Source organism: Pseudomonas sp. 18175, from assembly GCF_050432925.1.
Classification (GTDB): Bacteria; Pseudomonadota; Gammaproteobacteria; order Pseudomonadales; family Pseudomonadaceae; genus Aquipseudomonas.
In genome coordinates this window covers 180,333-204,621 of record NZ_JBKFTO010000005.1, presented here as the reverse complement: position 1 = coordinate 204,621, position 24,289 = coordinate 180,333, and the positions used below count along the sequence as shown (strand labels likewise).

Sequence of the window (24,289 nt, the reverse complement as noted above, 5' to 3'; positions counted from 1 at the left end):
AGGGATTTGATCAACCTTTATCTGGATGGATATACAGCAATTTGTGTGGGCACCACAAAGCAAGTGTGGGAGGGGGCTTGCTGTGGTGAGGGGGCTTGTCCCCCGACGGGTCCACTGGAGATCCAATGGGGCTGCTTCGCAGCCCAGCGCGGGCAAGCCCGCTCACCACAGCAAGCCCCCTCCCACAGGGGATCTCCTGTGTTCAGGAGATTGGGTTAGTTGTTATCGATATCGACGTGACGGGTCTCTTTGAGGCAAATCATCCCCACAACCAAGCTCACCCCCGTCACCACCACCGGGTACCACAAGCCATAGAAGATATCCCCGGTGTACACCACCAACGCAAACGACACGGTCGGCAGGAACCCGCCAAACCAGCCGTTACCGATGTGGTAGGGCAGGGACATGGAGGTATAGCGGATGCGCGTCGGGAACAACTCCACCATCAGCGCCGCCAACGGCCCGTAGCACATGGCCGCAATCAGGATCAGCGCCACGATCAGCACTACCACCATGGTTTTATTCACTTGCGCCACATCGGCTGAGCTTGGGTAGCCGGCCAGGGTCACGGCGCCGCGCAGGGCCTTTTCGTCAAAGCCGTCGATACGCACTTCGCCGACGCTGACCTGCACCGGGCTGCCCGCTGGAGCGGCGGCGCTGCTGTAGGGCAGGCCCTGCTTGACCAGGAAGGTCTTGACCTTGTCGCACGGGCTGTCAAATTTCGCCTTGCCCACCGGGTCGAACTGGAAGGTGCAGGTGGCCGGGTCGGCCAACACGGTGATCGGCGCCTGGGTGCTGGCCTGATCCATTGCCGGGTTGGTGTAGTGCGCCAGGCTCTTGAAGATCGGGAAGTACAGCACCGTGGCCAGCAGCAGGCCGAGCATCAGCACCGGCTTGCGCCCGACCTTGTCCGACAGCCAGCCAAAGAAGATAAAGAACGGCGCGCCAATCACCACGCTGATGATCAGCAACATGTTGGCCAGGGCCGGGTCCATTTTCAGGAACTGGGTGAGGAAGAACAGCACATAAAACTGCGCGGCATAGAAGGTCACCGCTTGCCCGCCGTTGATGCTGAACAGTGCGATCAACACCACCTTGAGGTTTTCCCACTTGCCGAACGAATCACGGATCGGCGACTTGCTAGCCTTGCCTTCCTCTTTCATTTTCAAGAAGGCCGGCGACTCGTGCAGGCTCATGCGGATCCAGGTCGAGATGCCCAGCAGCACGATGGAAAACAGGAAGGGAATGCGCCAGCCCCACACTTCGAACTGGTCACCGGTGAAGTAGCGGCAAGCCAGCACCACCAACAGCGACAGCAGCAAGCCGAGGGTCGCGGTGGATTGAATCCAACTGGTGTGGAAGCCGCGCTTGCCGGCAGGCGCGTGTTCGGCCACGTAGGTCGCCGCGCCGCCATACTCACCGCCCAAGGCCAAGCCTTGCAGCATGCGCAGTACGATCAGAGTGATCGGCGCCGCGATGCCGATGCTGGCGTAGGTGGGCAACAGCCCCACGCAAAACGTCGCCACGCCCATCAGGATGATCGTGACCAGAAAGGTGTACTTGCGCCCGATCATGTCCCCCAGGCGGCCGAACACCAGCGCGCCGAACGGTCGCACCACAAAGCCTGCGGCAAAGGCCATCAACGCGAAGATAAACGCCGTGGTGTCGTTGACCCCGGCAAAGAATTGCTTGCTGATGACCGCCGCCAGGGCGCCGTAGAGGAAAAAGTCATACCACTCGAACACCGTCCCCAGGGAGGAGGCGAAGATGACTTTCTTCGAGTCGTTGCTGGCGCTCGCGTCTATGACCGAGCCCAAGGGTTGAGCATGTTCTGACATCGGGTAGCCCTCACAGTGATTATTTATTGTTGTTCCACTGTCGGCGCCAGGTGCGGCGCCGCTATTTCTACAACGTGCTTGTAGGAGCGAGCTTGCTCGCGAAAATCGTCAACGATTACGCGGGATGCCTGGATGAATGCGGCGCCTTTGCGTTTTTCGCGAGCAAGCTCGCTCCTACAGTATTCGGCGAAAGAATCAGCTGCGCGGCTTTCTCCGCGATCATCAGCGTAGGCGAACAGGTGTTGCCGGACGTAATGCGCGGCATCACCGACGCATCGGCAATACGCAGGCCGGGCACGCCGTGTACCCGCAGTTGGGCGTCGACCACAGCGTCTTTATCGCTGCCCATGCGGCAGGTACCCACCGGGTGGAAGATGGTCGTGCCGATGCGGGCAGCGGCTTCGTGCAGTTCGTCTTCGGTTTGCAAGGACGCGCCTGGCAGGTATTCCACCGGGTTGAACTGGCTCAGGGCGGGCGCGGCAACAATGCGTCGCGTCAGGCGGATGGCATCAGCGGCCACGCGCAGATCTTCCGGATGGCTGAGGTAATTGGGCTGGATAAGGGGGGCATCTGCCGGGTTGGCCGAGCGGATATCCACCCGGCCACGGCTTTGCGGGCGCAGGTCGCAGACCGACGCGGTAAACGCTGGGAACGCGTGCAGCGGCTCGCCGAAACGCTCAAGCGACAGAGGTTGTACGTGGTATTCAAGGTTGGCCGAAGTTTGTTCCGGACTGGAGCGGGCAAACGCGCCAAGCTGGCTGGGCGCCATCGACAGCGGGCCGCTGCGGTCGTACAGGTAGCGCAGGCCCATGCCCATCTTGCCCCACACGGAGCCGGCGATCTGGTTGAGGGTACGGGCGTTTTCCAGCTTGTAGATCAGCCGCAATTGCAGGTGGTCCTGCAGGTTGCCGCCCACGCCCGGCAGTTCATGCAGCACATTGATGCCCAGCGGCTTGAGCACGTTGGACGGGCCAATGCCCGACCGTTGCAGGATCCCCGGCGAGCCCACGGAGCCGGCACACAGGACGATTTCCTGGCGCGCCTTCCAGCTCACTTGCTGGCCGTGCTGGCGCCCGACTACCTGGGAGGCACGACCGTTTTCCAGCAGTACGCGGTCCACGTCCACTTCGGTCAGTACCGTGAGGTTGGGGCGCTGGCGGATCGGCTTGAGAAACGCCTTGGCCGCGTTCCAGCGTACACCGGCCTTCTGGTTGACCTGGAAGTAGCCGCAGCCTTCGTTATCGCCGCCGTTGAAATCATTGATGTTGGCAATGCCGCTCTGGGCTGCCGCATCACGGAATGCATCGAGAATCGGCCAGTGCAGGCGTTGTTGCTCGACGCGCCATTCGCCGCCATCGCCGTGGGACTCGGAGCTGCCAGCAAAGTGGTTTTCGCTCTTTTTGAACAGGGGCAACACATCGCTCCACGCCCAGCCTTCATTGCCCTCTGCCGCCCAACCGTCGTAATCCCGGGCTTGGCCGCGCATGTAGATCATGCCGTTGATCGACGAGCAACCGCCCAGCACCTTGCCTCGTGGATAACTCAGCGCACGGCCTTGCAGGCCTTGCTGGGCTTCGGTTTTGAAGCACCAGTCGGTGCGCGGGTTGCCGATGCAGAACAGGTAGCCGACAGGGATGTGGATCCAGGGGTAATTGTCGCGGCCACCGGCTTCGAGCAGCAGTACGCGGTGGGCGGGGTTGGCGGACAGTCGATTGGCCAGCAGGCAGCCCGCGGGGCCGGCGCCTACGACGATGTAATCGTATTCAGCAGTTGCAATGGGCATCTGAAGGTCTCGCTTGTTTTTCTTATTGCCTCCATCCTAGTTGTTAGTTTTCGTCTTAAAAATGTTAGTTTTTACCCAGCTGCTGTGCGTTTTTAAACAGCAAGGCTGCAGCACACACATAGGGAGGTGTCATGTTCGACTGGAATGACCTGCGCTACTTTCTGGAGTTGCAACGCAGCGGCCGCCTGCTGACCGCCGCGCAACGCCTGAAAACCACCCATGCCACCGTCGCCCGGCATATCGAGGCCATCGAGAAAAGCCTGGGCACCGCGTTGTTCGTGCAGCACGCCCAGGGCTACGAACTGACCCCTGCTGGCGAAGCCTTGCTCAAGCACGCCGAAGCCATGGAAAACGTCGCACTGTTGGCCGAAGACGAACTGACCCACTCCGCCGCGCCCCTGGGCAAGATCCGCCTCGGCGTGGCCGAAGGCCTGGGCGTTATGTTTCTCGCCAGCCGCATGGGCGGGCTGTTCGAGCGCTATCCAGGCTTGGAAGTGGAACTGGTCGCCGTACCGCGCTTTGTCAGCATCCTTAACCGCGAAGCGGAAATCAGCATCCACCTGGAACGCCCCAGCGTCGATCAACTGGTCACGCGCAAACTCACCGACTACCGCCTGGCACTCTACGCCAGTCGCGCCTACCTGGAGCGCACCCCACCGATCGAAAAACGCGAAGACCTCGCCGCCCATGCGTGGATCGATTACGTCGACGACTTGCTGTTCAGCCAGGAGCTGAAATTCCTCAGCAGCTTCTGCCGCAACCCCAAGGTGGTGTTCCACAGCACCAGCGTGATCGCCCAGCACCAGGCGGCACGCTCGGGGCTGGGGATCGCGGTGTTGCCGTGCTTTATGGCAGCTGGCGATCCGGATTTGGTGGCGCTGTTGCCGGGGGAGGGGATTATGCGCAGCTATTGGATCAGCTCGCGCAGGGAGTTGCACAAGTCGGTGCGGCTCAGAGTGCTATGGGATTACGTGGTGGAACTGTGTGCGCGGGAGCAAGGCCTATTGCTGGGCGAAACCTCTCTGACGAAACCGGCTTAGAACTGTGGGAGCGGGCTTGCTCGCGAATGCGGTGGTTCAGTCAATGCATGTGGCGACTGACACGCCGCATTCGCGAGCAAGCCCGCTCCCACATGGGGTCTGTGCAGGGGCAGTGGATCGTGTCAGGCCCGTAGTTCGAATTCCGCACTGCCCAGCTTTTCCCCATTCACCAACACATGCACCNCCCCCCCCCCCCCCCCCCCCCCCCCCCCCCCCCCGCTCCCACATGGGGTCTGTGCAGGGGCAGTGGATCGTGTCAGGCCCGTAGTTCGAATTCCGCACTGCCCAGCTTTTCCCCATTCACCAACACATGCACCACATGCCGCCCCGGGTAGTGCTTGCGCGTGGTCAACTCGCGAATATGCTGCTCGCGTTTGAGGCTGTGGTGTTCCCCGGCCTTCAGGGTAAACGCCTTGAGCTTGAACACCTTTTTCGCACTGTGCCCTGCACTTTTCACATAGTCGATGGCGTAATCCACCACCAGTTTTTGCGCGGTGTTGGCGGTGGATTCCAGGCTGAATGACAGCTCGATCCGTTCCCCCAGGTTGATCACTGCTGGCGTCACGTTTAACCCGTGAAGCTTAACCTCGGCCTTGGCCCCGGCGCCCATGAGCGTGAGGGCACGGGGGTTGCCTTGTTTGATCAGGCTGCGCAAGGCATGGCGGGCGATCCAGGCGGTGTGGGGGTTGTCCAGGGACCAGCCTTCGATAAGCGTGAGCACCCAGTCCGGGTGGTCTTTGGTGATGTCGTTGAGGTGGTTGGCCACCGACTTGCGCACATACAGGCTGGGGTCGGCCTTGAGGTTGTCGAGAATCGTAGCGCACAGCTCGGGGTTGGCCTGTACCTCGGCCAGGCGAAACGACCACGGCAAGCGCGGTCGCGAGCCTTCGCTGGCGAGGCGGCGTACGTGGTCATTGCTGTCCAGTGACCAGGTTTGCATTACCGCCAGGGTGCGTTGGAAGTCGTGCAGCATAAAGTGGCGGATGCCGAATTCGGCAGAGCCGAAGGTGGTGAAATACTTGAGCGCGTCCATGGAACGCTTGAAATCCCCCAGGCCATAGCTGGCAACGAAGTGCGGCAGAAACAGGCTCACAAACGCGCTGTTCAAGCGCGGCGCCAGGGCGTACAGCAATTTGAGGGTGTGCGGGTAATCCAGCGGGATCACGGCGTGCAGGCTCTCGCTGACCCGTGCCATGCGCTGCATCACCGACAACTCGGCAAGCCCCGCCGTGGCATGCTTGAGGAACGCTTTGGCGTCGAATGCCGGGTACACCGCCGTCATCTCGGTGGCGATGTGCCGCAGGCGTTCGACGTTGAAGATTTCCTTGAGGGCCGGGGCGCTTTGGTCGGTCATCGGTGAATCCTTGGAAGTTAGAGAAACCAGCGATATTCCCGCGCGTGGATCTCTTGCTGGAATGCCAAGTGATCCTGGCGTTTGTTCTCGCAGTACACATCGATAAATTCGGCGCCCAGCTTATCGCGCAATACCGGTTGATGCTGCATGGCGCGCACCGCGTCGAGCATTTCCACGGGGAAATCGGTGCCGCTGGTGCGGTCCTCGTTCAGCGGGGCGATGGGTTCGCGCTTGGCTTCAAGGCCGTGCTCCAAGCCGACGAGGATCGCCGCCAGCACCAGGTACGGGTTGGCATCGGCACTGGCCAGGCGGTGCTCGATGCGCAGGTTGCGCGGGTCGGACTCAGGGATGCGCACGCACGCGTCGCGATCTTCAAAGCCCCAGCTGGCGCGGGTGGCGGCGTTGACCGTGCTGCCCAGGCGGCGGAAGGCGTTATGGTTCGGCGAAAAAATCGGCATGCAGTGGGGCAGCAATTCCAGGCAACCGGCCACGGCGTGGCGCAGCGGTTGTTGCTGGTGTGCCGCCAGCAGGTTATTGCCGGCACCGTCATACAGACTGACATGCACATGCATGCCGCTGCCGGGGTATTGCAGGTAGGGCTTGGCCATGAAGCTAGCGCGGTAACCGTGCTTGAGCGCCACGCCACGGGTGCTGCGGCAGAACAGGGCGGCCCAGTCGGCGGCGCGCAGGCCGTCGTCGAGGTGACCGAAGTTGATTTCGAACTGACCGGGGCCGATCTCGGCGGTGATCACTGTGATGTCGATGCCTTGGTCTTTGGCGGTCTGGGCCATGTCGTCCAGTACCTCGCTGAACCGCGACAGGCGTTCGATATGCAGGTTGGGCTGGTCATCGGCGTCATCGCTCAGCGGGTCGCGGGCGAATTGCGGCAAGCCGCCTTCGAGTTTCTTGTCGAACAGGTAGAACTCCAGCTCAAACGCCACCACCGGGTGGATGCCCTTGTGGTGCAGGCGCTCCAGCACCTTGACCAGCACTTCGCGGGGTTCGAATTCGATGGGCGCTTCGGTGCCATCCGAGGTGATCAGCATCTGCCCCAGCGGCTGGGACTCCCAGCTCACCGGCTTGAGCGTGCCCGGCACCAGGCGCCGGTTGGCGTCCGGGTCGCCGTCGTTGAAGCAATAGTCGCCGATTTTGAACAACCCACCCTGGACGCCCAGCAGCACCGCGTTCTGCGGCAGCTTCAATGGGCTGCCGGCGGCGACCTTTTCCAGCATCTCCACCGGGTAGCGCTTGCCGTAGAAATGCCCGGGAATGTCCAGGGCAATCAGGTCGACGTAACGCACGTCGGGGTGGTTCTGACGAAAGCTCCGGACTTCGGCCAATAGAGAGGCGGGATGGCTTTTCACGGGTGCAGCTCCTAGTTGTAAACCCACAGCATGCGGGTGGGCAGGTCAGTCAGGTTGGCGTAGCGGCAATGGGCAAAGCTGGCCAGGTGGAAGCTGTCGCCTGGGAGGAGGGTGACTGACTCGGGTTCACCTTCCACCCATAGCGTCAGCTCGCCTTCCAGCACAAAACCGGCCTGTTCGGCGCGGTCGCTCATGGTGTGTTCACCGCTGTTGGCACCGGGGGCCAACAGGCTGTCGAGCATCGAGAAGGCGCCGCTCATGCTCGGCGAGACGAGGATGTCGGTGATGCCATTGGCGTAGTACACCGTGCGCCGCTCATTGGGACGGGTAATCCAATCCACCGCCTTGGGTTTGGGCTGGCTGTAGAAGTAGGTGGTGGGTACGTTGAGGGCGTGGCTGATGGCGGTAAGGTCTGCCACGGTCGGCCGCGACAGGCCGCGCTCGACTTGGGACAGGAAACCCACCGAACGTTCAACCTTTTGCGCGAGCTGGGCGAGGGTGAGCCTCTTGTGCTTGCGCAGGTCGTGGATCAGCGCGGCGAGGGTGGCGAGCTCTTCTTGGGGTGTCATGAAATTTATGTCGAATAATTTCATGAAAAATTACAGGAATTATTTCATGTGGGCAATGGGTAGATTGGGTGAAGGTGAAGACTGTGTGGCGAGGGAGCTTGCTCCCGCTGGGCTGCGAAGCGGCCCCAACTCATACGCTGAGGTTTTCAGGTATTTCTCGGTGAGGGCTTTTTGGGGCTGCTGCGCACCCCAGCGGGAGCAAGCTCCCTCGCCACAGAGGTTTGATTGAATGATCGTGTGTGGTAGCGGTCGGAACTTGGGTAAGCACCACTCATTGAAGGAGCACCCATGAAATCCAACGCCGTGATCGCCAGCCTGTTGCTCGCCACCAGCCTATCCACCGCCAGCTTTGTCGTGCAGGCCGGGGATACGCCCCAGGAAACTGTGCAACCTTCGAACATCAACACCCGTGACTTGAAAGAAGGCGACCGCGCCCCGGATATCCTGATGCGCAAGGAGTCGGCTGTCAGCGATTGGAAAAAACGCGGCCTCAAGCAACCTGAGGCCGACAGCCAATGGTCGCGGGTCGGCGATAAGTTCGTGCTGCTCAAGACCACCAACGGCACCATCCTTGAGATCACCCCCGTCAAGAAATGACCCGTGTTCTACCCCTGTTCCTGGGTTAAGGTAACCGGCTATAAAGGCCGCGTTACCTTAGAAGAAAGAGAGCAGGATGCTTGCCACAATAAGAAACTACCCCCGCACCGTGAACCTGTTGCTGTCTGCCACGCTGTTGCTGACGCTGGCCAAGGCGATCACGTTTCCCTACCTCGTTATCTACCTCACCCGTCACTTTGCCCTGGACATCACCCAGGTCGGCCTGGTGATCGGCAGTTCGCTGATCGTGGGTTCCTTGCTCAGCGTGTACGGCGGCTTTCTGGTGGACCGCATCAACAGCTACCGCTTGCTGCTTGGCCTGACGATATTGTTTGCATTGGGTTTTCTCGGCACGGTGCTCGCGCAGAATATCTGGGCATTCTATAGCTGCCTGATCCTGATCAACCTGGCGTATGCCGTGATCGATATCGCGGTAAAGGCCGGTTTTGCCAGCCTGCTGCCCGAAGATGCGCGCAGTGAAGTGTTTTCCATCAAGTACACCCTGACCAATATCGGTTACGCCGTGGGCCCGTTCTTTGGGGCGATGGTGGCCAAGCTGGATATCAGCCTGCCGTTCATGTTGTCGGCGCTGTTGGGGGTAGGGTTTTTCCTGCTGTACTGGCGTTGGGGCGATCGGACCTTGACCACCGTGGACACCACGCAAAAGCCGGTGCCGTTTCTTGCGGTCGGGCGTGTGTTGCTCAAGGATCATCGCCTGGTGTGCTTCACCCTTGGCGGCGTGCTCAGTGCGGTGGTGTTCGGCCAGTTCACGGCGTGGCTGTCGCAATACCTGGTGACCACCACCACCGCCGACTACACCTACACCGTGGTCAGCGCCGTGCTGACCACCAACGCCGTGCTGGTCATCGCCTTGCAGTACGTAATCGGCCGACGCATTTCCCACCGCTACCTGGGCCAATGGCTGATCGCCGGCCTGGGCATGTTCATGCTCGGGTTGGTGGGGTTTGCACTGTCCACCAGCGTGCTGTGGTGGGTGTTGGCGATGGCGGTGTTCACGGTGGGGGAGATCATTGTGTTTCCGGCCGAGTACATGTTTATCGACCGCATCGCCCCGGACCACCTGCGCGGTATGTATTACGGGGCGCAAAACCTGTCCAACCTCGGCGCCGCCCTGGGGCCGGTGTTATGCGGGCTGGTGCTGGCGAGCCTGCCAGCCCACTACATGTTTTACATGTTGGGTGCGTTTATCGTCGGAGGCGGGGTGTTCTATTTCATAGGGGCGTCGTTGAAGGCCAGTCATCCAGCGTGAGTTTGCCGACGTTGTTGCTTTGCAGTTCGTAGCGCAATTCTTCCACCATCTTTTCCACTTCTTGCGGAGTCTGCAGCCGGTTGGTGCTGATCCCGGTGACCACCAGATCAACCCGGCCGGTCTGCGCGTCGAAGACTTTGAGGGTCAGGGACGCGTCCCGGCACAGGGTGAACTCACATGTCAGCGGCGTCAGGCCTTCTTCGATGCAATTTCGCAGTTGGGCGAGGGTAAACATGCGGGTTCCTTCAGGGCATAGGTGTGATGTCTTGAAGGTTATGGCTTGCCTTGCGCTGTCATAAGGCGAATTCGCACTAGCCGCCCTAGTGCATTTGCACTTTCAGCGGCTATTTCTTGAGGCGCAGTTCCCCGGCAAACAGCCCGCGTTCACGGGCCCAGACGATGGCCGCACTGCGGCTGTGCACCCCCAGCTTGGAATACACCGTGGCCACATGGTTGCGCACGGTGTTGGGTGCCAGTTTCAGGCGCGAGGCGATCTCTTTGTCGGCCAGCCCTTCGCAGATCAGGCCCAGCACATCGCGTTCGCGAGCAGTGAGATCGGTGAAGGCCACGTTGGGCAGGTTGGGGCTGTTGACGCTCTTGGCGTTGGCCAGTTTCTCGATCAGGGTCTGGCTGAACCAAGAGGCGTCCTGCATCACCTCCTCGATGGCGGCCACCAGCTCCAGCTCCGAGCGTTTGCGTTCGGTGATGTTCATCAGTACCAGCAAGTAGCAGGGCACGTCCTGGATGATCACGGTGTCGGCGGACACCACGCAGTCGATTACCTCGTTACCTTTCTTGCGCACCTTGAGATCCTGGCCGTCGAGGTTGCCAGCTTTTTCCAGGGTGGCGAACAACAGCGCGCCCGCCTTGGGGCTGTCGATAAAGTCGATGTCCTCGATGGATTTGCCGATCAGCTCTTCACTGATATAGCCGGTGATGCTCATAAAGGCTTCGTTGATGTCCACCACCTGGCGGTTGTCGGCGCTGCATACCAGGGTGGGCACGGGCGTCAGACGGAACGACTTGGCGAAGCGCTCCTCACTCTGGCGCAGGGCAATTTCGGCCTTGCGGCGCGGTTCCAGGTCCATGAAGGAAAACAGCATGCAATCCTCCTCGTTCATGTCCAGCGGCTGGCCGGCGACGATCACCAGTTTGCTGCCGCCTGCAGGCAGCCGCAGTTCAGCTTGCATCTGCGGGATGGTCGCGCCTTCGCCCAGGCGCTGGATGGCCAGGTCCTTGCGCTCGGCTTGTTCCAGCACATCCAACTCGTAGACGGATTTACCGATGACCTGATCGCGGTTGTAGCCGGTCATCTCCAAAAAGCCTTGGTTGACCTTGATGTAACGCAGGTCGCTCAGGCGGCAGATGACGGCGGGTGCGGGGTTGGCGTTGAAGGTTTTCTCGAAGCGCTGCTCGGCGCTGGCCCATTCGGTGGCGTCACTGAGGATCAGCACCAACAGCTCCGGTTCGCCCTTGGAGTCGGTGATCACCAGGCTGCGCAGGCGGTGTACCCAGGTTCTGTCCTGGCCGGCGGTGGGGGTGACTTCCACCACCACATCGCTGAATTCATCACCCAATGCGGCTCGGGCCAGGGGGTAGTTTTCTGGCAATACAGGGTGGTTGTTGCGATAGCGCAGGGCGAAGCGCTCGGCGTATTGCTGCCCATTGGCCCCCAGCCCCATCACATCGCCAACGCCATGCATGGCCAGGGCGGCCTCATTGGCCCACAGCAGGGTTTGATCGACCTCGGCCAGGATCACGCCGTCGGACAACCCGGAGATGATCTGCTGCAGTTGGCGGCGGTTGGTTTCCTTGGCAAGTACGTCCTGGGTCATAGGGTCTCCGGGGCAGGGGCGCATGGGAGTACGACACCTGGGGCTCAGGATAGTGCAGATGCACCAGGCTGCGACTTGCCACGCCTCTGGCCAAGGTTGATAGCGCCAAGGCTTGCCAAATACCCACGCTTTTGAGAAAACCCCAGCCTTTGCGCATCCAATGGGAATCCTCATGAGCAACGACGAACTGCAGGTCACCGACATTCGCTTGGGCGACGGTAAAACCGTGGTCAAGGGCGCCCTGATCACCACCCAATACACCGGCACCCTGGAGGACGGCACCGTGTTCGACTCCTCTTGGGAACGAGGTAAGCCTTTCCAATGCGTGATCGGCACGGGCCGGGTGATCAAAGGCTGGGACCAGGGCCTGATGGGCATGCAGGTGGGGGGTGTGCGCACGCTGTTCGTGCCCGCGCACCTGGCGTATGGCGAGCGCTCGATGGGCGCGCATATCAAGCCCAACAGCAATCTGCGCTTTGAGATTGAATTGTTGGAAGTGCTGACGCGGGAGGATTGAGTATGGGCGTTGATTCATGGGGGCTACCCGGTAGTTCCGTGGACGGCGTTCGAGTGAGTGAGCTGGGCGCTGGCGACGAGGCAGAGCTGCAGCGGTTTTTTGAGCGGGCGCCGGAATATTTCATCGCAGTCAACGGCGAGCCGGCTACGCCGACCGAGGCGCGTGAAGAGTTGCGAGGGCAGTTGCCGCCAGGCTGGCACTGCAGCCGGATGTACTGGCTCGGTTACCGCGATGCTCGCGGCCAACTGGTCGCCGTGGTGAACATTGCGGCGGACCTGCTGGCGTTAGGTGTGTGGCATATCGGGCTGCTGTTGGTGGATGTGGGCTTGCGGGGCACTGGCCTTGCGCAACGGCTGCATTCAGACCTTGAGGTTTGGGCTGTTAAGAACGGTGCCCACTGGCTGCGGTTGACGGTGGTCATTGGCAATACCAAGGCGGAACGTTTTTGGCTCAGGCTCGGTTATGTGCAGGTGCGCACGCGTGAGGGGATCACCATGGGGCGGCAGGTGAACAGGGTGTCGATTCAGGTCAAGGCGTTGATGGGGGGGCAGGTTGAGGATTACCTGGCGAGGGTGGAGCGGGACCGGCCAGACACGGACCCTCTAATACCCGTCAGTTAAGGAAACGAAAGGCGGCCACATTTTTGTGGTGAGCGAGCTTGCCCCGCGCTGGGTGGCGAAGCCGCCCCAACCCAGTCACCGCGGTCTTTCAGACATGATTCAGGCGCCTGGTTTGGGGCTGCTGCGCAGCCCAGCGCGGGGCAAGCCCGCTCACTACAAAGGCGAGGAATATTCTTATTCATAATGCGGAAACTTCCTACCGTTTACTCTCTCGTCATCGGGGCGTAAGCTGCGCGCGTTTTCATCCATAGCGGAGGCCCTCAGTGGGTACTTGTTCAAGTGACAGTTGTCAGCCGGTTTCAGTAACCGGTAATGGCTTGGCAAGGTAACGCGCATTTTTCCGATGCCGTTGTCTCGCCATATAAACGCGAGAAGCGGCATCCCGGCGGTGGCCAGTCCTGGCCCTGTTTCGATCCTCTCTCATCAACGCTAACCAGTTTCCGACTGACTCGGGAGCTGTGTGCGCAATTTGCTGCTGCATTGATGGAGCTATTTCATGCAAGCAATCAACAACATCAACCTCAATTCCTTGATCGATACCCTGGTCAGCCTCACTGCTGCGTTTATCCTCGGCGGCCTGATCGGCTTCGAGCGCCAGTACCGCCAGCGCACGGCGGGCTTGCGTACCAACGTGCTGGTGGCGGTCGGCGCGGCCATTTTTGTCGACATGGCTAATCGCCTGGGTGGCGCCGAAGGCGCGGTGCGCGTGGTTGCGTATGTGGTGTCAGGCATTGGTTTCCTGGGGGCCGGCGTGATCATGCGCGAAGAGGGCAACGTGCGCGGGCTCAACACCGCCGCCACGCTCTGGGCATCGGCGGCGGTGGGGGCCTGTGCGGGTGCCGACCTGGTCCTCGAGGCGCTGCTGGGCACGCTGTTCGTGCTGGCGGCCAACACGCTGTTACGACCGATCGTCAACAACATCAACCGCCAGCCGCTGGACGTGGTGTCGGCGGAGGTCACCAATATCCTGTATGTCATCGCCCGCCGTACCCAGCAAAAGGCGGTGTTGGCCTTGTTGGAGGCCGAACTTGCGCGTTGCAATTACCCGGCCAGTGATGTGGATGTACGGCCATTCGGTACTGAAGAGGTGGAGATCGAAGCCACCCTGGCAGTGACCTCGGTGGACGGTGACGAGCTGGATGCGCTAGTGGCGCGGATCTCGATGTCGACCCTGGTGGTACAGGCATTCTGGAGCCCTAGCACGACCGAATAGGCCTCCGGTTGGCCTGCTTTGCCTTGCGCAAAACTGGCTATGCTTTAGCGAGGAAAAGTCCTACAAGCATTCGAGACTATCCCTTCATTTGAAAAAACACGCCGTTGTTAAGGTTGCGCGCTTGCGCCTGCCCAGGAACCCGGGTGCGGCTTTACGTGTTTACCGTGTTTTTCAAGAGGAGGGACCTGAACTGCCTGAAGTGTTGCGCAGAGTAATCAGCACCGTTTGTCGGAACTGTTACTTCTCACAGGTAGATAGGTCCCGCGTGAAATGTAAGCGTACTGATCCTCCCAGGGGAGTCTTATGAGCAACAAAGCTTTAATTGTGGACGATCACCCTTTTATACGCGCCACCGTGAAGTACCTGTTGAAGCAGGAAGGCTTCGATAAGGTTTTTGAAGCGGGTAACGGTGCTGATGCCATGCAGATTGCCCGAGAGGAGCGCCCCGACCTGGTCATTCTGGACCTTGCGATGCCCAAGCTTGGCGGGTTGGAGGTTATCAGCCGGATCAAGGCGCTGGAGCTGCCCTGCAGGATCCTGGTACTCACCTCTTACCTGGCGGTGTTCTTTTCCACCCGCTGCATGCGCGCCGGGGCCATGGGCTTTGTGGCCAAGACCGGGGAGCTGGACGAGCTGCAAAAGGCGATCAAGGCGGTGATGTCCAACTACAGCTGCTTCCCCAGCCTGCCCACCAGTTCGGTGCGACGTGATGACCTGCAGACCACTGAACAGGCACTGGTGGATTCCCTGTCGGACCGAGAACTGACGGTGCTGCAAAAGCTAGCCCTGGGTTTGGGCAACAAGGAAATTGCCGAAGATATGTTGCTCAGCCACAAGACCATCAGTACCTACAAGACCCGGCTCAAGGAAAAGCTGCATATGTCTTCAGTGGTGCACTTGTCCAAGTTCGCCCAGCGCAATCATCTGATCTGAAATGAACACCCACGGGTTGGTTAAACGCCTGGCCATCCTGCTGATGGGGCTATTGCCCGTGGCAGTGATGGCCCTGGATGAACCGCACCCCCTGAAGCTGCTGGGCCACTCCATGCTGGAAAACCCTGCGGTGACGCTGGATGAGGCCGACTGGCGCTGGCTGCGTGAGCGCCGCAGGCTGGTGATGGGGGTGTCGGCACCCGATTATGCCCCTTTCGACTTGACCAACAATAACGACGAACTCGAAGGCATCACCGGGGACTATGCGGCGTTGCTGGCCCAAGGCTTGAATATCGCCGTCGATGTGCAACGTTACGACACCCGCGATGAAGTGATCGAGGCACTCAAAGCGGGCAAGGTGGATTTTGTAGGCTCGGCCAACGGCTATGAGGCGGCCGACTCGCAGTTGGTATTGTCCCGTTCCTACGCCAACGACCAGCCGGTGTTGGTGACTCGCACGGAAGACCGTCAAGCGCTCAGCGCCGACCTTGCCGGCAAGCGTGTGGCGATGCTGTACCACTACATGCAACCCGATGCCGTCCAGGCGTTCTATCCCAACGCCCATCTGCAGCTCTTTGCGTCGACGTTCGAAGCCATCGGCGCAGTGGCGTTCGGCCAGGCGGATGTGTACCTGGGCGATGCCATCAGCACCCAATACCTGATCAACAAGAATCACCTCAACAATGTACGCATGGCTGATTTTTCCAGCCTGGAGGTCAACCCGTTTGGGTTTGCCTTTACCCACGACAACACGCGCTTGTTGAACATTGTCAATGCCGCCCTGGCGAGCGTGCCGGCCAGCCAGCAACTGGAGATCCTGCGGCGTTGGAGCGCTGGTGGCAGTGGGTTGCTGGAAGCAGAGCGGTTGCGCTTGAGCGCTAACGAACAGCGCTGGCTGGACAAGCACCCGCGGGTGAAAGTGGCCGTACTGGGTAAGTTTGCGCCGTTATCGTTTTTTGACGAACAGGGGCAGTTCGAAGGTTTGAGCGCCGAGGTGCTGTCGCGCATCAGCTTGCGCACTGGCTTAAAGTTCGATGTAGAGCGGGGCAGTTCGCTGCCCAAGCAAATAGACGAGGCCGGCAGGGGCCAAGTGGACATGCTGGCAGTGGTCACGCCCAGTAGCGAACGCGCCGAGAAAATCCGCTTTACCCGGCCTTACCTGTCCAATCCCTATGTGTTGGTGGTGCGCGATGACGAGCGGCGGCGGGTCACGTTGGAGGACTTGCCTGGCCAGCGCCTGGCGTTTATTGCCGGCAACAGCCTGGCGGCTCAGATTACCCGGGATTACCCCAATATCGAACTGTTGAACGTCGAAAATCCCGAGCAGGCCTTGGCCATGGTCGCCAACGGCAGCGCCGACGCGACCGTGCTAACGCTGATCAGCGCACGCTACATGATCGCGCGCAACTACCGTGACCGTTTGCGCATCACCAGTACAGTCGGCAGGGAGCCTGCGCGCATCACCTTTGGCGTCAACCGCAGCCAGTTGGAGTTGTATTCGATCCTCGACAAAGCGCTGTTGAGCATGCCCCCTGAAGAAATGGACGAGCTGACAAACCATTGGCGCAGCGAAATCATCATCGAGGACAGTTACTGGCTACGCCACCGCAATGTGATTATCCAAGGCTTCGGCCTGGCCGCACTGTTGCTGCTGGTGACCCTGGGATGGGGGCTCTACCTGCGTAACCTGATTCACAAACGTGCCCAGGCCGAGCGCGCGTTAAGCGACCAGATGCGCTTTATGAGCGTATTGATCGACGGCACGCCCCACCCGATTTACGTGCGTGATCGCCAGGGACGGTTGATGGCTTGTAATAACGCTTACCTCGATGTGTTTGGCTTCAAACTGGTAGATGTGATCGGTAAGACCGTGGTGGAAACCGACACCGGTAACCCGCCCCAGGCCCGGTCGTTCCATGCCGACTACATGCACTTGATGGAACGCGGCGAGCCACAGATCCATGATCGCGTGCTCAAGGTGCCCACTGGTGAAGTGTTGACCATCTACCAATGGATGCTGCCGTACCGCGACGGTGATGAAAAAGTCGTGGGTATGATCGCCGGTTGGGTCGATGTCAGCGAGCGCCAGCGCCTGCTCGGCCAACTGCAGGAAGCCAAGGAAGACGCAGACGCCGCCAACCGGGCCAAGACTACCTTCCTGGCGACCATGAGCCATGAGATCCGCACGCCCATGAATGCAGTGATTGGCATGATCGAACTGGCCCTGAAGAACGCAGAGCAGGGCCATGCCGATCGCGATGCGCTGGAAGTGGCATCGGTGGCGTCGCGCAGTATGTTGGAGCTGATCGGTGACATTCTGGATATTGCGCGCATCGAATCCGGCCATTTGTCCCTGGCCCTGGAGCCTGCCAACCTGCATGAGTTGCTGGCATCGGTGGCGCGGGTGTTCGAAGGGCTGGCGCGCGACAAGGGACTGGCGCTGCAGGTAGCGCTCGACCCCTTGATCGACCATCCGGTGATGATCGACCCGCTGCGTTTCAAGCAGGTGGTGTCAAACTTGTTGGGTAATGCGATCAAATTCACCACCACAGGCCAAATACGCCTGGGCGCCCAAGGCGCGCGTTTGGTGGACGGCCAACTGAACCTGCGGCTATGGGTGGAAGACAGTGGTATTGGAATCAGCGCAGAGGACCAGCAGCGCTTGTTCAACCCATTTATCCAAGGCAGTAACAACGAGCAGTCGGCACGCAGCGGGTCGGGCCTTGGCTTGGTGATCAGTCGCAACCTATGCGAAATGATGGGGGGAGAGTTGCATTTGAGCAGTGTGCTGGGCAGGGGCACGCGGGTGGATGTGACATTGACGTTGGCACTGGCTGCCGCCGCGCCGGTCACGGCACCGGTTTCTCAGTTTCCTGCGGTGCGTGCGCTGAGCATCCTGGTGGTGGATGACTACCCGGCCAACCGCCTGCTGCTGAAGCGACAACTGAGCTTCCTGGGGCATCGCATCACGACAGCCGAAAACGGTGTGCAAGGGCTTGACCTGTGGCAGGCCGGGCACTTTGACGGGGTGATCACCGACTGCAACATGCCTCTCAAAGATGGTTACGCGCTGGCGCGAGATATCCGCGCACAGGAGCGTGAGCGCGGCCTGCAACCTTGCCTGTTGCTGGGCTTTACCGCCAACGCCCAGCCGGAAGAAGCCGAGCGCTGCCGCCAGGCGGGCATGGATGGTTGCCTGTTCAAACCCACGGGGCTTGAAGACTTGCGCTCGGCTTTGGCCGCATGCACGGTCGCCAGTGCAGAGCATGAGGCTGAGCCGTTGTTTGACTTGCATGCTTTGATCACGCTGGTCGGGGATGACCAGGCCGGCCTCAATGAATTGCTGGAGCCATTGATTGGCAGCCTAGAGGGCGATGGTGCGCTCTTGCCTGCCCTGCTGAATCGCGCGGACTTCGCCAAGCTGCACGACCTGGCCCATCGCGTAAAAGGTGGCGCACGGATGGTTAAGGCCCGAGCGTTGATCACAGCCTGCGAAACATTGGAGGGCGTGTGTGAGCGACGTGATTGCGAAGCACTGGGAGCAGCAGCCGATGCCGTCGGCGTGGCCATCGAAGCCTTGCATCACGGCTTGAGCCTTTACAGCAAGGTGGCATGACTGGGGTAGATAGCCATTCGGTGTATTTGGGAGAACTCCTACATAGAAGGGGAACAAGCCTGATTTTGTCTTCGGGATATGTCTGGAGAATGGGCCACGCTCACTGACGAGCGCTGCCTGCCAGGGGTTTGCCATGCCAAACAAAGCACTGACCATCCTGATTGCCGATGAACAGCACCTGCAGCGGCTGTACATCGAAAAAATGCTCAATCAACTGGGGTACCACCGGATTGTCCCGGTGCAGACCTTCGAAGAAGTCCAGATTCTTACGGCCATTCCGGCTGAACCCTTTGATGTGCTGATCATCAATGCCGGGCTCACGGTGCAGACCTGCGGGCCGCAACCCCAGGCGCGGCATGTACTGGTCTACGACCACCTGGACCTGGGTGCCCCGTCCGGTACAACACCGGCCGTGCTGGTACGGTTGCCCGGCGTGCCGGACAACGTCAATCTCGAACACTTCATGGACATCATCGACCCGCCGCAGGCCGCTACCGGCCTGCGGGTGTTGCCATGGCTGCGAGAGTTATCCCGCACGCCGGTGGCCGGGGCCTAGTCCCACTTCGGTGCAATGCCCTTGGGGCTGGTCAAGCGGTGCCCGCGTTCCAGGCCAGCGATCTGCGCCATGTCGGCGGCGCTCAAGGTCAGTTGCAGGGCCTTGAGGTTGCTGTCGAGGTTGGCGCGTTTGGTCGAGGAGGGGATCACCGCATAACCCAGTTGCATGGCCCAAGCCAGGGTCACTTGCGCCGGGGTAGCTTGATGGCGCTCGGCGATCTGCTTGATCACCGGGTCCTTGAGCACTTCGCCGTAGGCCAGGGTCATGTACGAAGTGATCTGTATACCGTGGGCAGTGGCGAAATCCACCACCTGCTGGTTTTGTAGGTAGGGGTGCAGTTCGATCTGGTTGGTGGCGATGTGCTCGGCACCGACTGCGGCAATTGCCTGCTTCATCAGGTCGATGGTGAAGTTGGAAATACCGATCTGGCGCGTCAGGCCCAGGCGTTTGGCTTCCAGCAATTGGCCCATGAACTCTGCAACGGGCACCTTGCCTTCCGGCGATGGCCAGTGGATCAGGGTCAGGTCCAGGTAGTCGGTTTTGAGTTTGCGCAGGCTTTCCTTGAGGCTGGGGATCAACTGGCCTTCAGCGAAATTGGCGATCCAGATCTTGCTGGTGATGAACAGCTCGTCGCGGGGGATGCCGCTGTCGGCAATGGCCTGGCCAACGTCTGCCTCGTTCTCGTAGATCTGTGCGGTATCAATGACGCGATAGCCCAGTTCCAGGCCGGTGCTGACGGAGTCGATCACTACCTGGCCTTGCAGGCGGAAGGTGCCGAGGCCAAAGGCTGGGACGTTTTGCGCGGGGATAGACATCAGTAACTCCAGAAGGGCGTGTGAACAATGGAGTCGAGTATCCGCCCGTCGTTCCTTCGGAAACACCGCCGAAACCGAAAAGGAGTCTTTACCGCAGGTCACGAATGCCCAAGCCCGCAAGAGCATTTTTGTGTCGAGTTGGCCTGAGCGTGTATGTGCGCCTCAAGCACAGGCCCGCGTGGCTTTCATCGGGCGTGCCGGGCGGTGTTGATAGAACTGGCTTTGTCGGGGCTTGCGGTTTTTACGGGATTGGAAGGTGTTCCAGGTGGTGAAGTCGAAGCGGGTGGCAGATACGACGTTTTCCTGGATCAGCATGATGGGCTGGGGCAGTTGCGCATGTGTGTAGTGAGTGTCGAGGGTGACTTCCAATGTGTCCTTATCCCGGTAGCCACTAAGAATGGGAAGCAGGGTGAAGGCATGGTCAATGCCTTCGGATTCAGTGGGCGCGCCTACAAATATCACGATCCCGACATACACCTTGCGATCACTCAAGCTGAACATGCAAGGTGCGCGTTGTTCAATGGACTCTCTCAGCAAGACCCTGAACGGGTTGCCCTCAAGCACTTCCAATGACAGCAGATAGTTGAGCTGTGTGTCCGTTTCAAGTTTCAGTACTTTCTTTTTTGCACTTACGTAGAAGGCTCCCCAGCCAAAAGGAAGCAGCATGGCACTGAGCCCGATCTGGATTAGAAACACCCACAATGCGCTGTTTCGCTCATTGGCGATGTCGAGCCGAACCAGCATGTCGCCCAGGTAGCGGCTGTAGTCTGTTGTGATTTCGTGGCCTGCGACGTGGAGCTTTTGCTTTGATAGCGCGAGTATTGCAGCACTCAGGATTGTAGCGACAATGAGGCACACCATGCCTAATCTCGCCACTTGTAGGTAGAGCAGTTGCCCTTGGAATCGGTGCAGGCGATTGAAGAAAAATGGGTGCCGAATGCTTACCATATAACCACTGACGAGTAATGGCACGATGATCAACAGGCCCATGAATCATCGGCCTCCATCTGACGAACCTGGCGTATGGCTTCCTTGTAGTTCTCCGACTCTGCGACCTCGGCCGCGTCCACGCCAATGCCGCAATCGTAGAGCTTCCAGGTTCTGTAAGACTTGACCGCGTTTACTCGCTCCCATTCATCCTGAGTCGGCTTCCCAAACAGCAAATGCAGTAACGACATGGCGAAAACCTCAAAAAGAAGTGCCCGTTTTATAGCAAGCACTCAACGGCCATCGCCACTGATGGCCGCCACGCCACCGTCGTCAGTTCCCGTAGGAAAGGTCTCCATTTATGCCGGCGGCCTAAATAGTCGGCGGACTAATCACCCTGATCACCCGCGTATCGACCTTGCCGGGGTTGCCATGGCGATGGGCGCGCGCGGCTGGTAAAGCTGAAACTGTCGCCTTCCTCCAGCACAAAATGCCGCGCTCCAACCCATAACCACTGTCGCGAGCAAGCCCGCACATTCTGAGCGCTGCATGTCAGATGATTGTGTGTTGTTCGCGCAAGCGCTCTGCAGCACTGCGCAACAGCTGTTCGGTACTGTCCCAACCGAGGCACCCATCCGTCACCGACACGCCATATTTCATCGACCCGCTCAGCGGTTGGCAACCTTCGAACAGGTGACTCTCAATCATCATGCCGATCAGCGACGTATCGCCCTGCAGGCGTTGCTCCAGCACTTCGTTGAACACCGCTGGCTGACGCAACGGGTCTTTGCCGCTGTTGGCGTGGCTGCAATCGACCATGATCCGCGTCGCGATCTTGGACTTGGCCAGTTCGAGCTTCACCTGAGCCACACTTTGCGCATCGTAGTTCGGCCCACGGTGACCACCGCGCAACACCAGGTGGGTGTCCGGGTTGCCCGGGGTCTGGATGATCGCCGGGTGACCCTGGCTGTCGATACCAAAGTGGCGGTGGGGGTGGGATGCCGAGCGCATCGCATCACAGGCAATCGCCACGCCGCCGTCGGTGCCGTTCTTGAAGCCCACGGGCATGCCCAGGCCACTGGCCATTTCACGGTGGATCTGGGATTCGGTGGTGCGCGCACCAATCGCAACCCAACTGAGCAGGTCATCGAAGTAGCCGGCGGCCATCGGTTGCAGCAGCTCGGTGGCGACCGGCAGGCCCAGGCGCAGCATTTCACGCATCAACTGGCGTGACAGGGTGAGGCCGGCGGCCATGTCATCGCTGCCGTCCAGGTGCGGGTCGTAGGCCAGGCCTTTCCAGCCGATGGTGGTACGCGGTTTTTCGACGTAGGCGCGGATCACCAGTAGCATCTGGTCGCTGACCTCCAGGGCCAGTTTCTTCAGGTTGCGCGCGTATTCCATCGCCGATTCAGGGTCGTGGATCGAGCACGGGCCGACAATCACCAGCAAGCGTGAGTCTTCGCCATTGAGGATGGCGCGCACGGCTTGGCGATGGGCATGGATCTGTTCGTTGAGGAACGGGCTCAGGGGCAGCTTGTGCTTTAAATCAAGAGAACTTGGCAGGCGTTGGGACAGCGCTTCATTGGCACAGGTCAGTGTGGTGACAGGCAGAGCGGTGGTGGCAGAGTTCATATTCAAGGCTTCCTGGGCAAGCGGCGGGCTATTCCCGCGCGCTTGGCCCTACTGGGGTGTTCGACAATTGGCCGTATCGGCTACGTGTGTTGGCTTGCCACCAAGAGGTGACCGATCGGAGGCGGCAGGCTGTCCCGAGCGGAGCTTGCTAAATCGCCATGCGGTGGAGGTGTCGTAGCGGTAATAGGTGGCGTAGTTCATGTCGTAATTCCTTAAGTGTTCTTACTAAATATTTTGAAGGTCTGAAAAAACAAAACCCCCGGTCGGGGAGCCGACCGGGGGTTAGATTTCTCTGGTAGGCGACCCCTTGAACAGTGGGCGCCGATTTCAGGTATCAGGCGCGCCAGTGGCTAAACCAATACCCAAAATAAAAGCTTACAGCTGCGCTCGAACCGTTCACGCGGGTAGCCGATACCGAGCGCGGGGCGCTGGCAGCAGGGCAAACCTGAGTGTGGGTGAGTTGCAACATGTTGTGCTCCAAATGATGGAGGGAGCTTACTAGAGGCGAGTAGGCGGCTTCAATCATTAATTTCTATTACGTTGGGGTACTTACTCCTATCGGTTGAGATAGGCTGATGACCCTTTGATATGGACGGTTTGGACGCGACCATGACTGCCTTGACCCTTGCTGCTGCTCAATCCATCTCCATCGCGGGCGATGTGCCGGCCAATATCCAGCGGCACTTGGTGTTGATGCGTGCGGCGGCCGAACGCGGCGTGCAACTGCTGGTGTTTCCGGAGTTGTCATTGACCGGGTATGAGCCGGCGCTGGCAGCTGGCTTGGCCATTGCGCCCGAGGACGCTGTGCTGGCGCCACTGCGCGAGATGTCGCAGGAACTGCGGTTGACTGTGGTGGTGGGGATGCCGATTCGCCGCGCACCCGAAGCCGGTGTGTTGATTGGCGCGCTGGTACTGGGGGCTGACGGCTCCCTGGCGGTCTACACCAAGCAACATCTGCACCCCGGCGAAGAAGCGGCGTTTATCCCTGGAGGCGGTGGTGCCACTCTCGAATGGGGGGATGATCGAATTGCGCTGGCGGTTTGCGCAGACTTTGCCCACGCCAGCCATCCCGGTGCGGCAGCCGAGGCGGGCGCCAATGTATACGCTGCTGGTGTGTTGATCAGCGAGGGTGGTTATGCAACCGACAGTGCCTTGCTCCAGGGCTATGCCGTCGAGCATGACCTGCTGGTGTTGATGGCCAACCATGGTGGCCCCTCGGGTGGTTGGGCATGCGCGGGGTGTAGTGCTGCCTGGGGGCCTGATGGCCGTTTGCTTGCCGCCGTGCCGGGTGCGGGTGATGCGTTGGTGATTGCTCGTCGCAACGACGAACAGTGGATCGGCCAAGTGGTAGCGCTCTAATGGTGTTTCGCCTACAAGCTGCGACGGATCAGGACCTGCCCTTCGCGCGAACCCTGACTCAGGAGACCATGAGCCGCTACTACTCGCAGTACGGTTTGTTGTGGTCCGACAGTGGCTTCGATACCGCCTGGGCAGGGCGTGAGAGTTGGCTGATCTGCAAGGGTGATGAGGTGATGGGCTATGTCAGCCTAAGTCGCGACAGCAAGGCGCTGTACATCCGTGAATTGCACATGCTCGAAGCTTGTCGTGGGCTTGGCGCGGGCAGATGGGTATTGGAGCAGATGGCGCTGAAGGCTCAGCCCGTGGGCTTGTTGCGCTTGACGGTGTTCAAGACTAACCCGGCCAAGCGGCTCTACGAGCGCATGGGCTTGAGCGTCGTCATTGAAGAAGAGACCTACTGGTGCATGGAGCGCATCTGTCACTCAAGCTAAACCATGCACTCAAGTGGAAT

At 60.1% G+C, this 24,289-nt stretch carries 22 protein-coding genes and 1 pseudogene; 11 read left to right on the top strand and 12 right to left on the bottom strand.

Features of this window, described 5'->3' with window-relative positions:
- Positions 1–215 precede the first annotated feature (215 nt).
- Both ACLD1Y_RS09090 and ACLD1Y_RS09085 read right to left on the bottom strand, forming a co-directional pair.
- Positions 216–1,838, bottom strand: a complete 1,623-nt coding sequence (locus ACLD1Y_RS09090; protein WP_429477399.1) for an MFS transporter — start codon at positions 1,836–1,838, stop codon at positions 216–218.
- Positions 1,839–1,953: 115 nt separating this feature from the next.
- On the bottom strand, positions 1,954–3,621 hold the full coding sequence (locus tag ACLD1Y_RS09085; protein WP_429477397.1) for a GMC family oxidoreductase: 1,668 nt from the start codon (positions 3,619–3,621) through the stop codon (positions 1,954–1,956).
- Between the two features lie 131 nt (positions 3,622–3,752).
- Here ACLD1Y_RS09085 and ACLD1Y_RS09080 point away from each other — a divergent pair, with 131 nt between their 5' ends.
- On the top strand, positions 3,753–4,661 hold the full coding sequence (locus ACLD1Y_RS09080; RefSeq protein WP_429477395.1) for a LysR family transcriptional regulator: 909 nt from the start codon (positions 3,753–3,755) through the stop codon (positions 4,659–4,661).
- A gap of 256 nt (positions 4,662–4,917) precedes the next feature.
- On the opposite strand, the gene ACLD1Y_RS09075 is transcribed toward ACLD1Y_RS09080, so the two are convergent.
- Genes ACLD1Y_RS09075 through ACLD1Y_RS09065 form a run of 3 tightly spaced genes read right to left on the bottom strand, consistent with a single transcriptional unit; the run spans position 4,918 to position 7,948 of the window.
- Positions 4,918–6,015 carry a DNA alkylation repair protein gene (locus ACLD1Y_RS09075; RefSeq protein WP_429477393.1) on the bottom strand — a complete coding sequence of 366 codons (1,098 nt, stop codon included), beginning with the start codon at positions 6,013–6,015 and terminating at the stop codon, positions 4,918–4,920.
- A gap of 17 nt (positions 6,016–6,032) precedes the next feature.
- A complete protein-coding gene (locus tag ACLD1Y_RS09070; RefSeq protein WP_429477391.1) occupies positions 6,033–7,379 on the bottom strand; it encodes a glutamine synthetase family protein in 1,347 nt (448 codons plus the stop codon).
- An 11-nt stretch (positions 7,380–7,390) separates the two neighbouring features.
- A complete protein-coding gene (locus ACLD1Y_RS09065; protein ID WP_429477389.1) occupies positions 7,391–7,948 on the bottom strand; it encodes a helix-turn-helix domain-containing protein in 558 nt (185 codons plus the stop codon).
- A gap of 288 nt (positions 7,949–8,236) precedes the next feature.
- On the opposite strand from ACLD1Y_RS09065, the gene ACLD1Y_RS09060 reads away from it, so the two are divergent.
- Together ACLD1Y_RS09060 and ACLD1Y_RS09055 are read left to right on the top strand one after the other, a co-directional pair.
- Positions 8,237–8,545: an RcnB family protein gene (locus ACLD1Y_RS09060; protein ID WP_429477387.1), complete on the top strand. Its 309-nt coding sequence runs from the start codon at positions 8,237–8,239 to the stop codon at positions 8,543–8,545.
- Positions 8,546–8,621: 76 nt separating this feature from the next.
- On the top strand, positions 8,622–9,815 hold the full coding sequence (locus ACLD1Y_RS09055) for an MFS transporter (RefSeq protein WP_429477386.1): 1,194 nt from the start codon (positions 8,622–8,624) through the stop codon (positions 9,813–9,815).
- Here ACLD1Y_RS09055 and ACLD1Y_RS09050 read toward each other — a convergent pair.
- Both ACLD1Y_RS09050 and ACLD1Y_RS09045 read right to left on the bottom strand, forming a co-directional pair.
- On the bottom strand, positions 9,778–10,050 hold the full coding sequence (locus tag ACLD1Y_RS09050) for a DUF1652 domain-containing protein (protein WP_429477384.1): 273 nt from the start codon (positions 10,048–10,050) through the stop codon (positions 9,778–9,780). The genes ACLD1Y_RS09055 and ACLD1Y_RS09050 overlap by 38 nt on opposite strands.
- 109 nt (positions 10,051–10,159) lie before the next feature.
- Entirely contained in the window at positions 10,160–11,650 is a 1,491-nt protein-coding gene (locus ACLD1Y_RS09045) for a PAS domain S-box protein (RefSeq protein ID WP_429477382.1), read from the bottom strand.
- 172 nt (positions 11,651–11,822) lie between these two features.
- Here ACLD1Y_RS09045 and ACLD1Y_RS09040 point away from each other — a divergent pair, with 172 nt between their 5' ends.
- The 6 genes from ACLD1Y_RS09040 to ACLD1Y_RS09015 all read left to right on the top strand — a co-directional run bounded on the left by ACLD1Y_RS09040 (position 11,823) and on the right by ACLD1Y_RS09015 (position 19,105).
- Positions 11,823–12,167 carry an FKBP-type peptidyl-prolyl cis-trans isomerase gene (locus tag ACLD1Y_RS09040; RefSeq protein ID WP_429477381.1) on the top strand — a complete coding sequence of 115 codons (345 nt, stop codon included), beginning with the start codon at positions 11,823–11,825 and terminating at the stop codon, positions 12,165–12,167.
- Positions 12,168–12,169: 2 nt separating this feature from the next.
- Positions 12,170–12,787, top strand: a complete 618-nt coding sequence (locus ACLD1Y_RS09035) for a GNAT family N-acetyltransferase (protein WP_429477379.1) — start codon at positions 12,170–12,172, stop codon at positions 12,785–12,787.
- A gap of 496 nt (positions 12,788–13,283) precedes the next feature.
- Positions 13,284–14,000 carry an MgtC/SapB family protein gene (locus tag ACLD1Y_RS09030; RefSeq protein ID WP_429477377.1) on the top strand — a complete coding sequence of 239 codons (717 nt, stop codon included), beginning with the start codon at positions 13,284–13,286 and terminating at the stop codon, positions 13,998–14,000.
- Between the two features lie 303 nt (positions 14,001–14,303).
- Positions 14,304–14,933, top strand: coding sequence for a response regulator (locus ACLD1Y_RS09025; protein ID WP_429477375.1), 630 nt, complete (start codon positions 14,304–14,306; stop codon positions 14,931–14,933).
- Position 14,934: 1 nt separating this feature from the next.
- Positions 14,935–18,549 carry a transporter substrate-binding domain-containing protein gene (locus tag ACLD1Y_RS09020; RefSeq protein ID WP_429477373.1) on the top strand — a complete coding sequence of 1,205 codons (3,615 nt, stop codon included), beginning with the start codon at positions 14,935–14,937 and terminating at the stop codon, positions 18,547–18,549.
- A 133-nt stretch (positions 18,550–18,682) separates the two neighbouring features.
- Positions 18,683–19,105 (top strand): chemotaxis protein CheY, encoded by a 423-nt coding sequence (locus ACLD1Y_RS09015; protein ID WP_429477371.1) that lies wholly within the window; start codon positions 18,683–18,685, stop codon positions 19,103–19,105.
- Here ACLD1Y_RS09015 and dkgB read toward each other — a convergent pair.
- The 5 genes and pseudogenes from dkgB to ACLD1Y_RS08990 all read right to left on the bottom strand — a co-directional run bounded on the left by dkgB (position 19,102) and on the right by ACLD1Y_RS08990 (position 22,479).
- Complete coding sequence (gene dkgB / locus ACLD1Y_RS09010) at positions 19,102–19,920, bottom strand: 2,5-didehydrogluconate reductase DkgB (RefSeq protein WP_429477370.1); 819 nt, start codon at positions 19,918–19,920, stop codon at positions 19,102–19,104. The genes ACLD1Y_RS09015 and dkgB overlap by 4 nt on opposite strands.
- A 162-nt stretch (positions 19,921–20,082) precedes the next feature.
- Entirely contained in the window at positions 20,083–20,910 is an 828-nt protein-coding gene (locus ACLD1Y_RS09005) for a hypothetical protein (protein WP_429477368.1), read from the bottom strand.
- Positions 20,898–21,098: a hypothetical protein gene (locus tag ACLD1Y_RS09000; protein WP_429477366.1), complete on the bottom strand. Its 201-nt coding sequence runs from the start codon at positions 21,096–21,098 to the stop codon at positions 20,898–20,900. The genes ACLD1Y_RS09005 and ACLD1Y_RS09000 overlap by 13 nt, the downstream gene beginning before the upstream one ends.
- 121 nt (positions 21,099–21,219) lie before the next feature.
- Positions 21,220–21,358, bottom strand: a pseudogene (locus tag ACLD1Y_RS08995) (cupin domain-containing protein); the annotation flags it as partial.
- Positions 21,359–21,399: 41 nt separating this feature from the next.
- Positions 21,400–22,479, bottom strand: coding sequence for a 3-deoxy-7-phosphoheptulonate synthase (locus ACLD1Y_RS08990; protein ID WP_429477364.1), 1,080 nt, complete (start codon positions 22,477–22,479; stop codon positions 21,400–21,402).
- Positions 22,480–23,088: 609 nt separating this feature from the next.
- Between ACLD1Y_RS08990 and ACLD1Y_RS08985 the strand changes: the two genes are divergently transcribed.
- Complete coding sequence (locus ACLD1Y_RS08985) at positions 23,089–23,838, top strand: carbon-nitrogen hydrolase family protein (protein ID WP_429477362.1); 750 nt, start codon at positions 23,089–23,091, stop codon at positions 23,836–23,838.
- The gene (locus ACLD1Y_RS08980; RefSeq protein WP_429477361.1) at positions 23,838–24,269 is read left to right on the top strand and encodes a GNAT family N-acetyltransferase; all 432 of its coding nucleotides are present in this window, start codon (positions 23,838–23,840) and stop codon (positions 24,267–24,269) included. The genes ACLD1Y_RS08985 and ACLD1Y_RS08980 overlap by 1 nt, the downstream gene beginning before the upstream one ends.
- Positions 24,270–24,289 lie beyond the last annotated feature (20 nt).

Excerpts from the sequence above, each read along its gene's own strand:
- ACLD1Y_RS09045 (WP_429477382.1), bottom strand. The coding sequence starts at position 11,650 with ATGACCCAGGACGTACTTGCCAAGGAAACCAACCGCCGCCAACTGCAG.
- ACLD1Y_RS08985 (WP_429477362.1), top strand. The coding sequence starts at position 23,089 with ATGACTGCCTTGACCCTTGCTGCTGCTCAATCCATCTCCATCGCGGGC.
- ACLD1Y_RS09040 (WP_429477381.1), top strand. The coding sequence starts at position 11,823 with ATGAGCAACGACGAACTGCAGGTCACCGACATTCGCTTGGGCGACGGT.
- ACLD1Y_RS09065 (WP_429477389.1), bottom strand. The coding sequence starts at position 7,948 with ATGACACCCCAAGAAGAGCTCGCCACCCTCGCCGCGCTGATCCACGAC.
- ACLD1Y_RS09085 (WP_429477397.1), bottom strand. The coding sequence starts at position 3,621 with ATGCCCATTGCAACTGCTGAATACGATTACATCGTCGTAGGCGCCGGC.
- ACLD1Y_RS08980 (WP_429477361.1), top strand. The coding sequence starts at position 23,838 with ATGGTGTTTCGCCTACAAGCTGCGACGGATCAGGACCTGCCCTTCGCG.
- ACLD1Y_RS09015 (WP_429477371.1), top strand. The coding sequence starts at position 18,683 with ATGCCAAACAAAGCACTGACCATCCTGATTGCCGATGAACAGCACCTG.
- ACLD1Y_RS09075 (WP_429477393.1), bottom strand. The coding sequence starts at position 6,015 with ATGACCGACCAAAGCGCCCCGGCCCTCAAGGAAATCTTCAACGTCGAA.
- ACLD1Y_RS09020 (WP_429477373.1), top strand. The coding sequence starts at position 14,935 with ATGAACACCCACGGGTTGGTTAAACGCCTGGCCATCCTGCTGATGGGG.
- dkgB (WP_429477370.1), bottom strand. The coding sequence starts at position 19,920 with ATGTCTATCCCCGCGCAAAACGTCCCAGCCTTTGGCCTCGGCACCTTC.
- ACLD1Y_RS09000 (WP_429477366.1), bottom strand. The coding sequence starts at position 21,098 with ATGTCGTTACTGCATTTGCTGTTTGGGAAGCCGACTCAGGATGAATGG.
- ACLD1Y_RS09060 (WP_429477387.1), top strand. The coding sequence starts at position 8,237 with ATGAAATCCAACGCCGTGATCGCCAGCCTGTTGCTCGCCACCAGCCTA.
- ACLD1Y_RS09080 (WP_429477395.1), top strand. The coding sequence starts at position 3,753 with ATGTTCGACTGGAATGACCTGCGCTACTTTCTGGAGTTGCAACGCAGC.
- ACLD1Y_RS08990 (WP_429477364.1), bottom strand. The coding sequence starts at position 22,479 with ATGAACTCTGCCACCACCGCTCTGCCTGTCACCACACTGACCTGTGCC.
- ACLD1Y_RS09090 (WP_429477399.1), bottom strand. The coding sequence starts at position 1,838 with ATGTCAGAACATGCTCAACCCTTGGGCTCGGTCATAGACGCGAGCGCC.
- ACLD1Y_RS09005 (WP_429477368.1), bottom strand. The coding sequence starts at position 20,910 with ATGGGCCTGTTGATCATCGTGCCATTACTCGTCAGTGGTTATATGGTA.
- ACLD1Y_RS09050 (WP_429477384.1), bottom strand. The coding sequence starts at position 10,050 with ATGTTTACCCTCGCCCAACTGCGAAATTGCATCGAAGAAGGCCTGACG.
- ACLD1Y_RS09055 (WP_429477386.1), top strand. The coding sequence starts at position 8,622 with ATGCTTGCCACAATAAGAAACTACCCCCGCACCGTGAACCTGTTGCTG.
- ACLD1Y_RS09035 (WP_429477379.1), top strand. The coding sequence starts at position 12,170 with ATGGGCGTTGATTCATGGGGGCTACCCGGTAGTTCCGTGGACGGCGTT.
- ACLD1Y_RS09025 (WP_429477375.1), top strand. The coding sequence starts at position 14,304 with ATGAGCAACAAAGCTTTAATTGTGGACGATCACCCTTTTATACGCGCC.
- ACLD1Y_RS09030 (WP_429477377.1), top strand. The coding sequence starts at position 13,284 with ATGCAAGCAATCAACAACATCAACCTCAATTCCTTGATCGATACCCTG.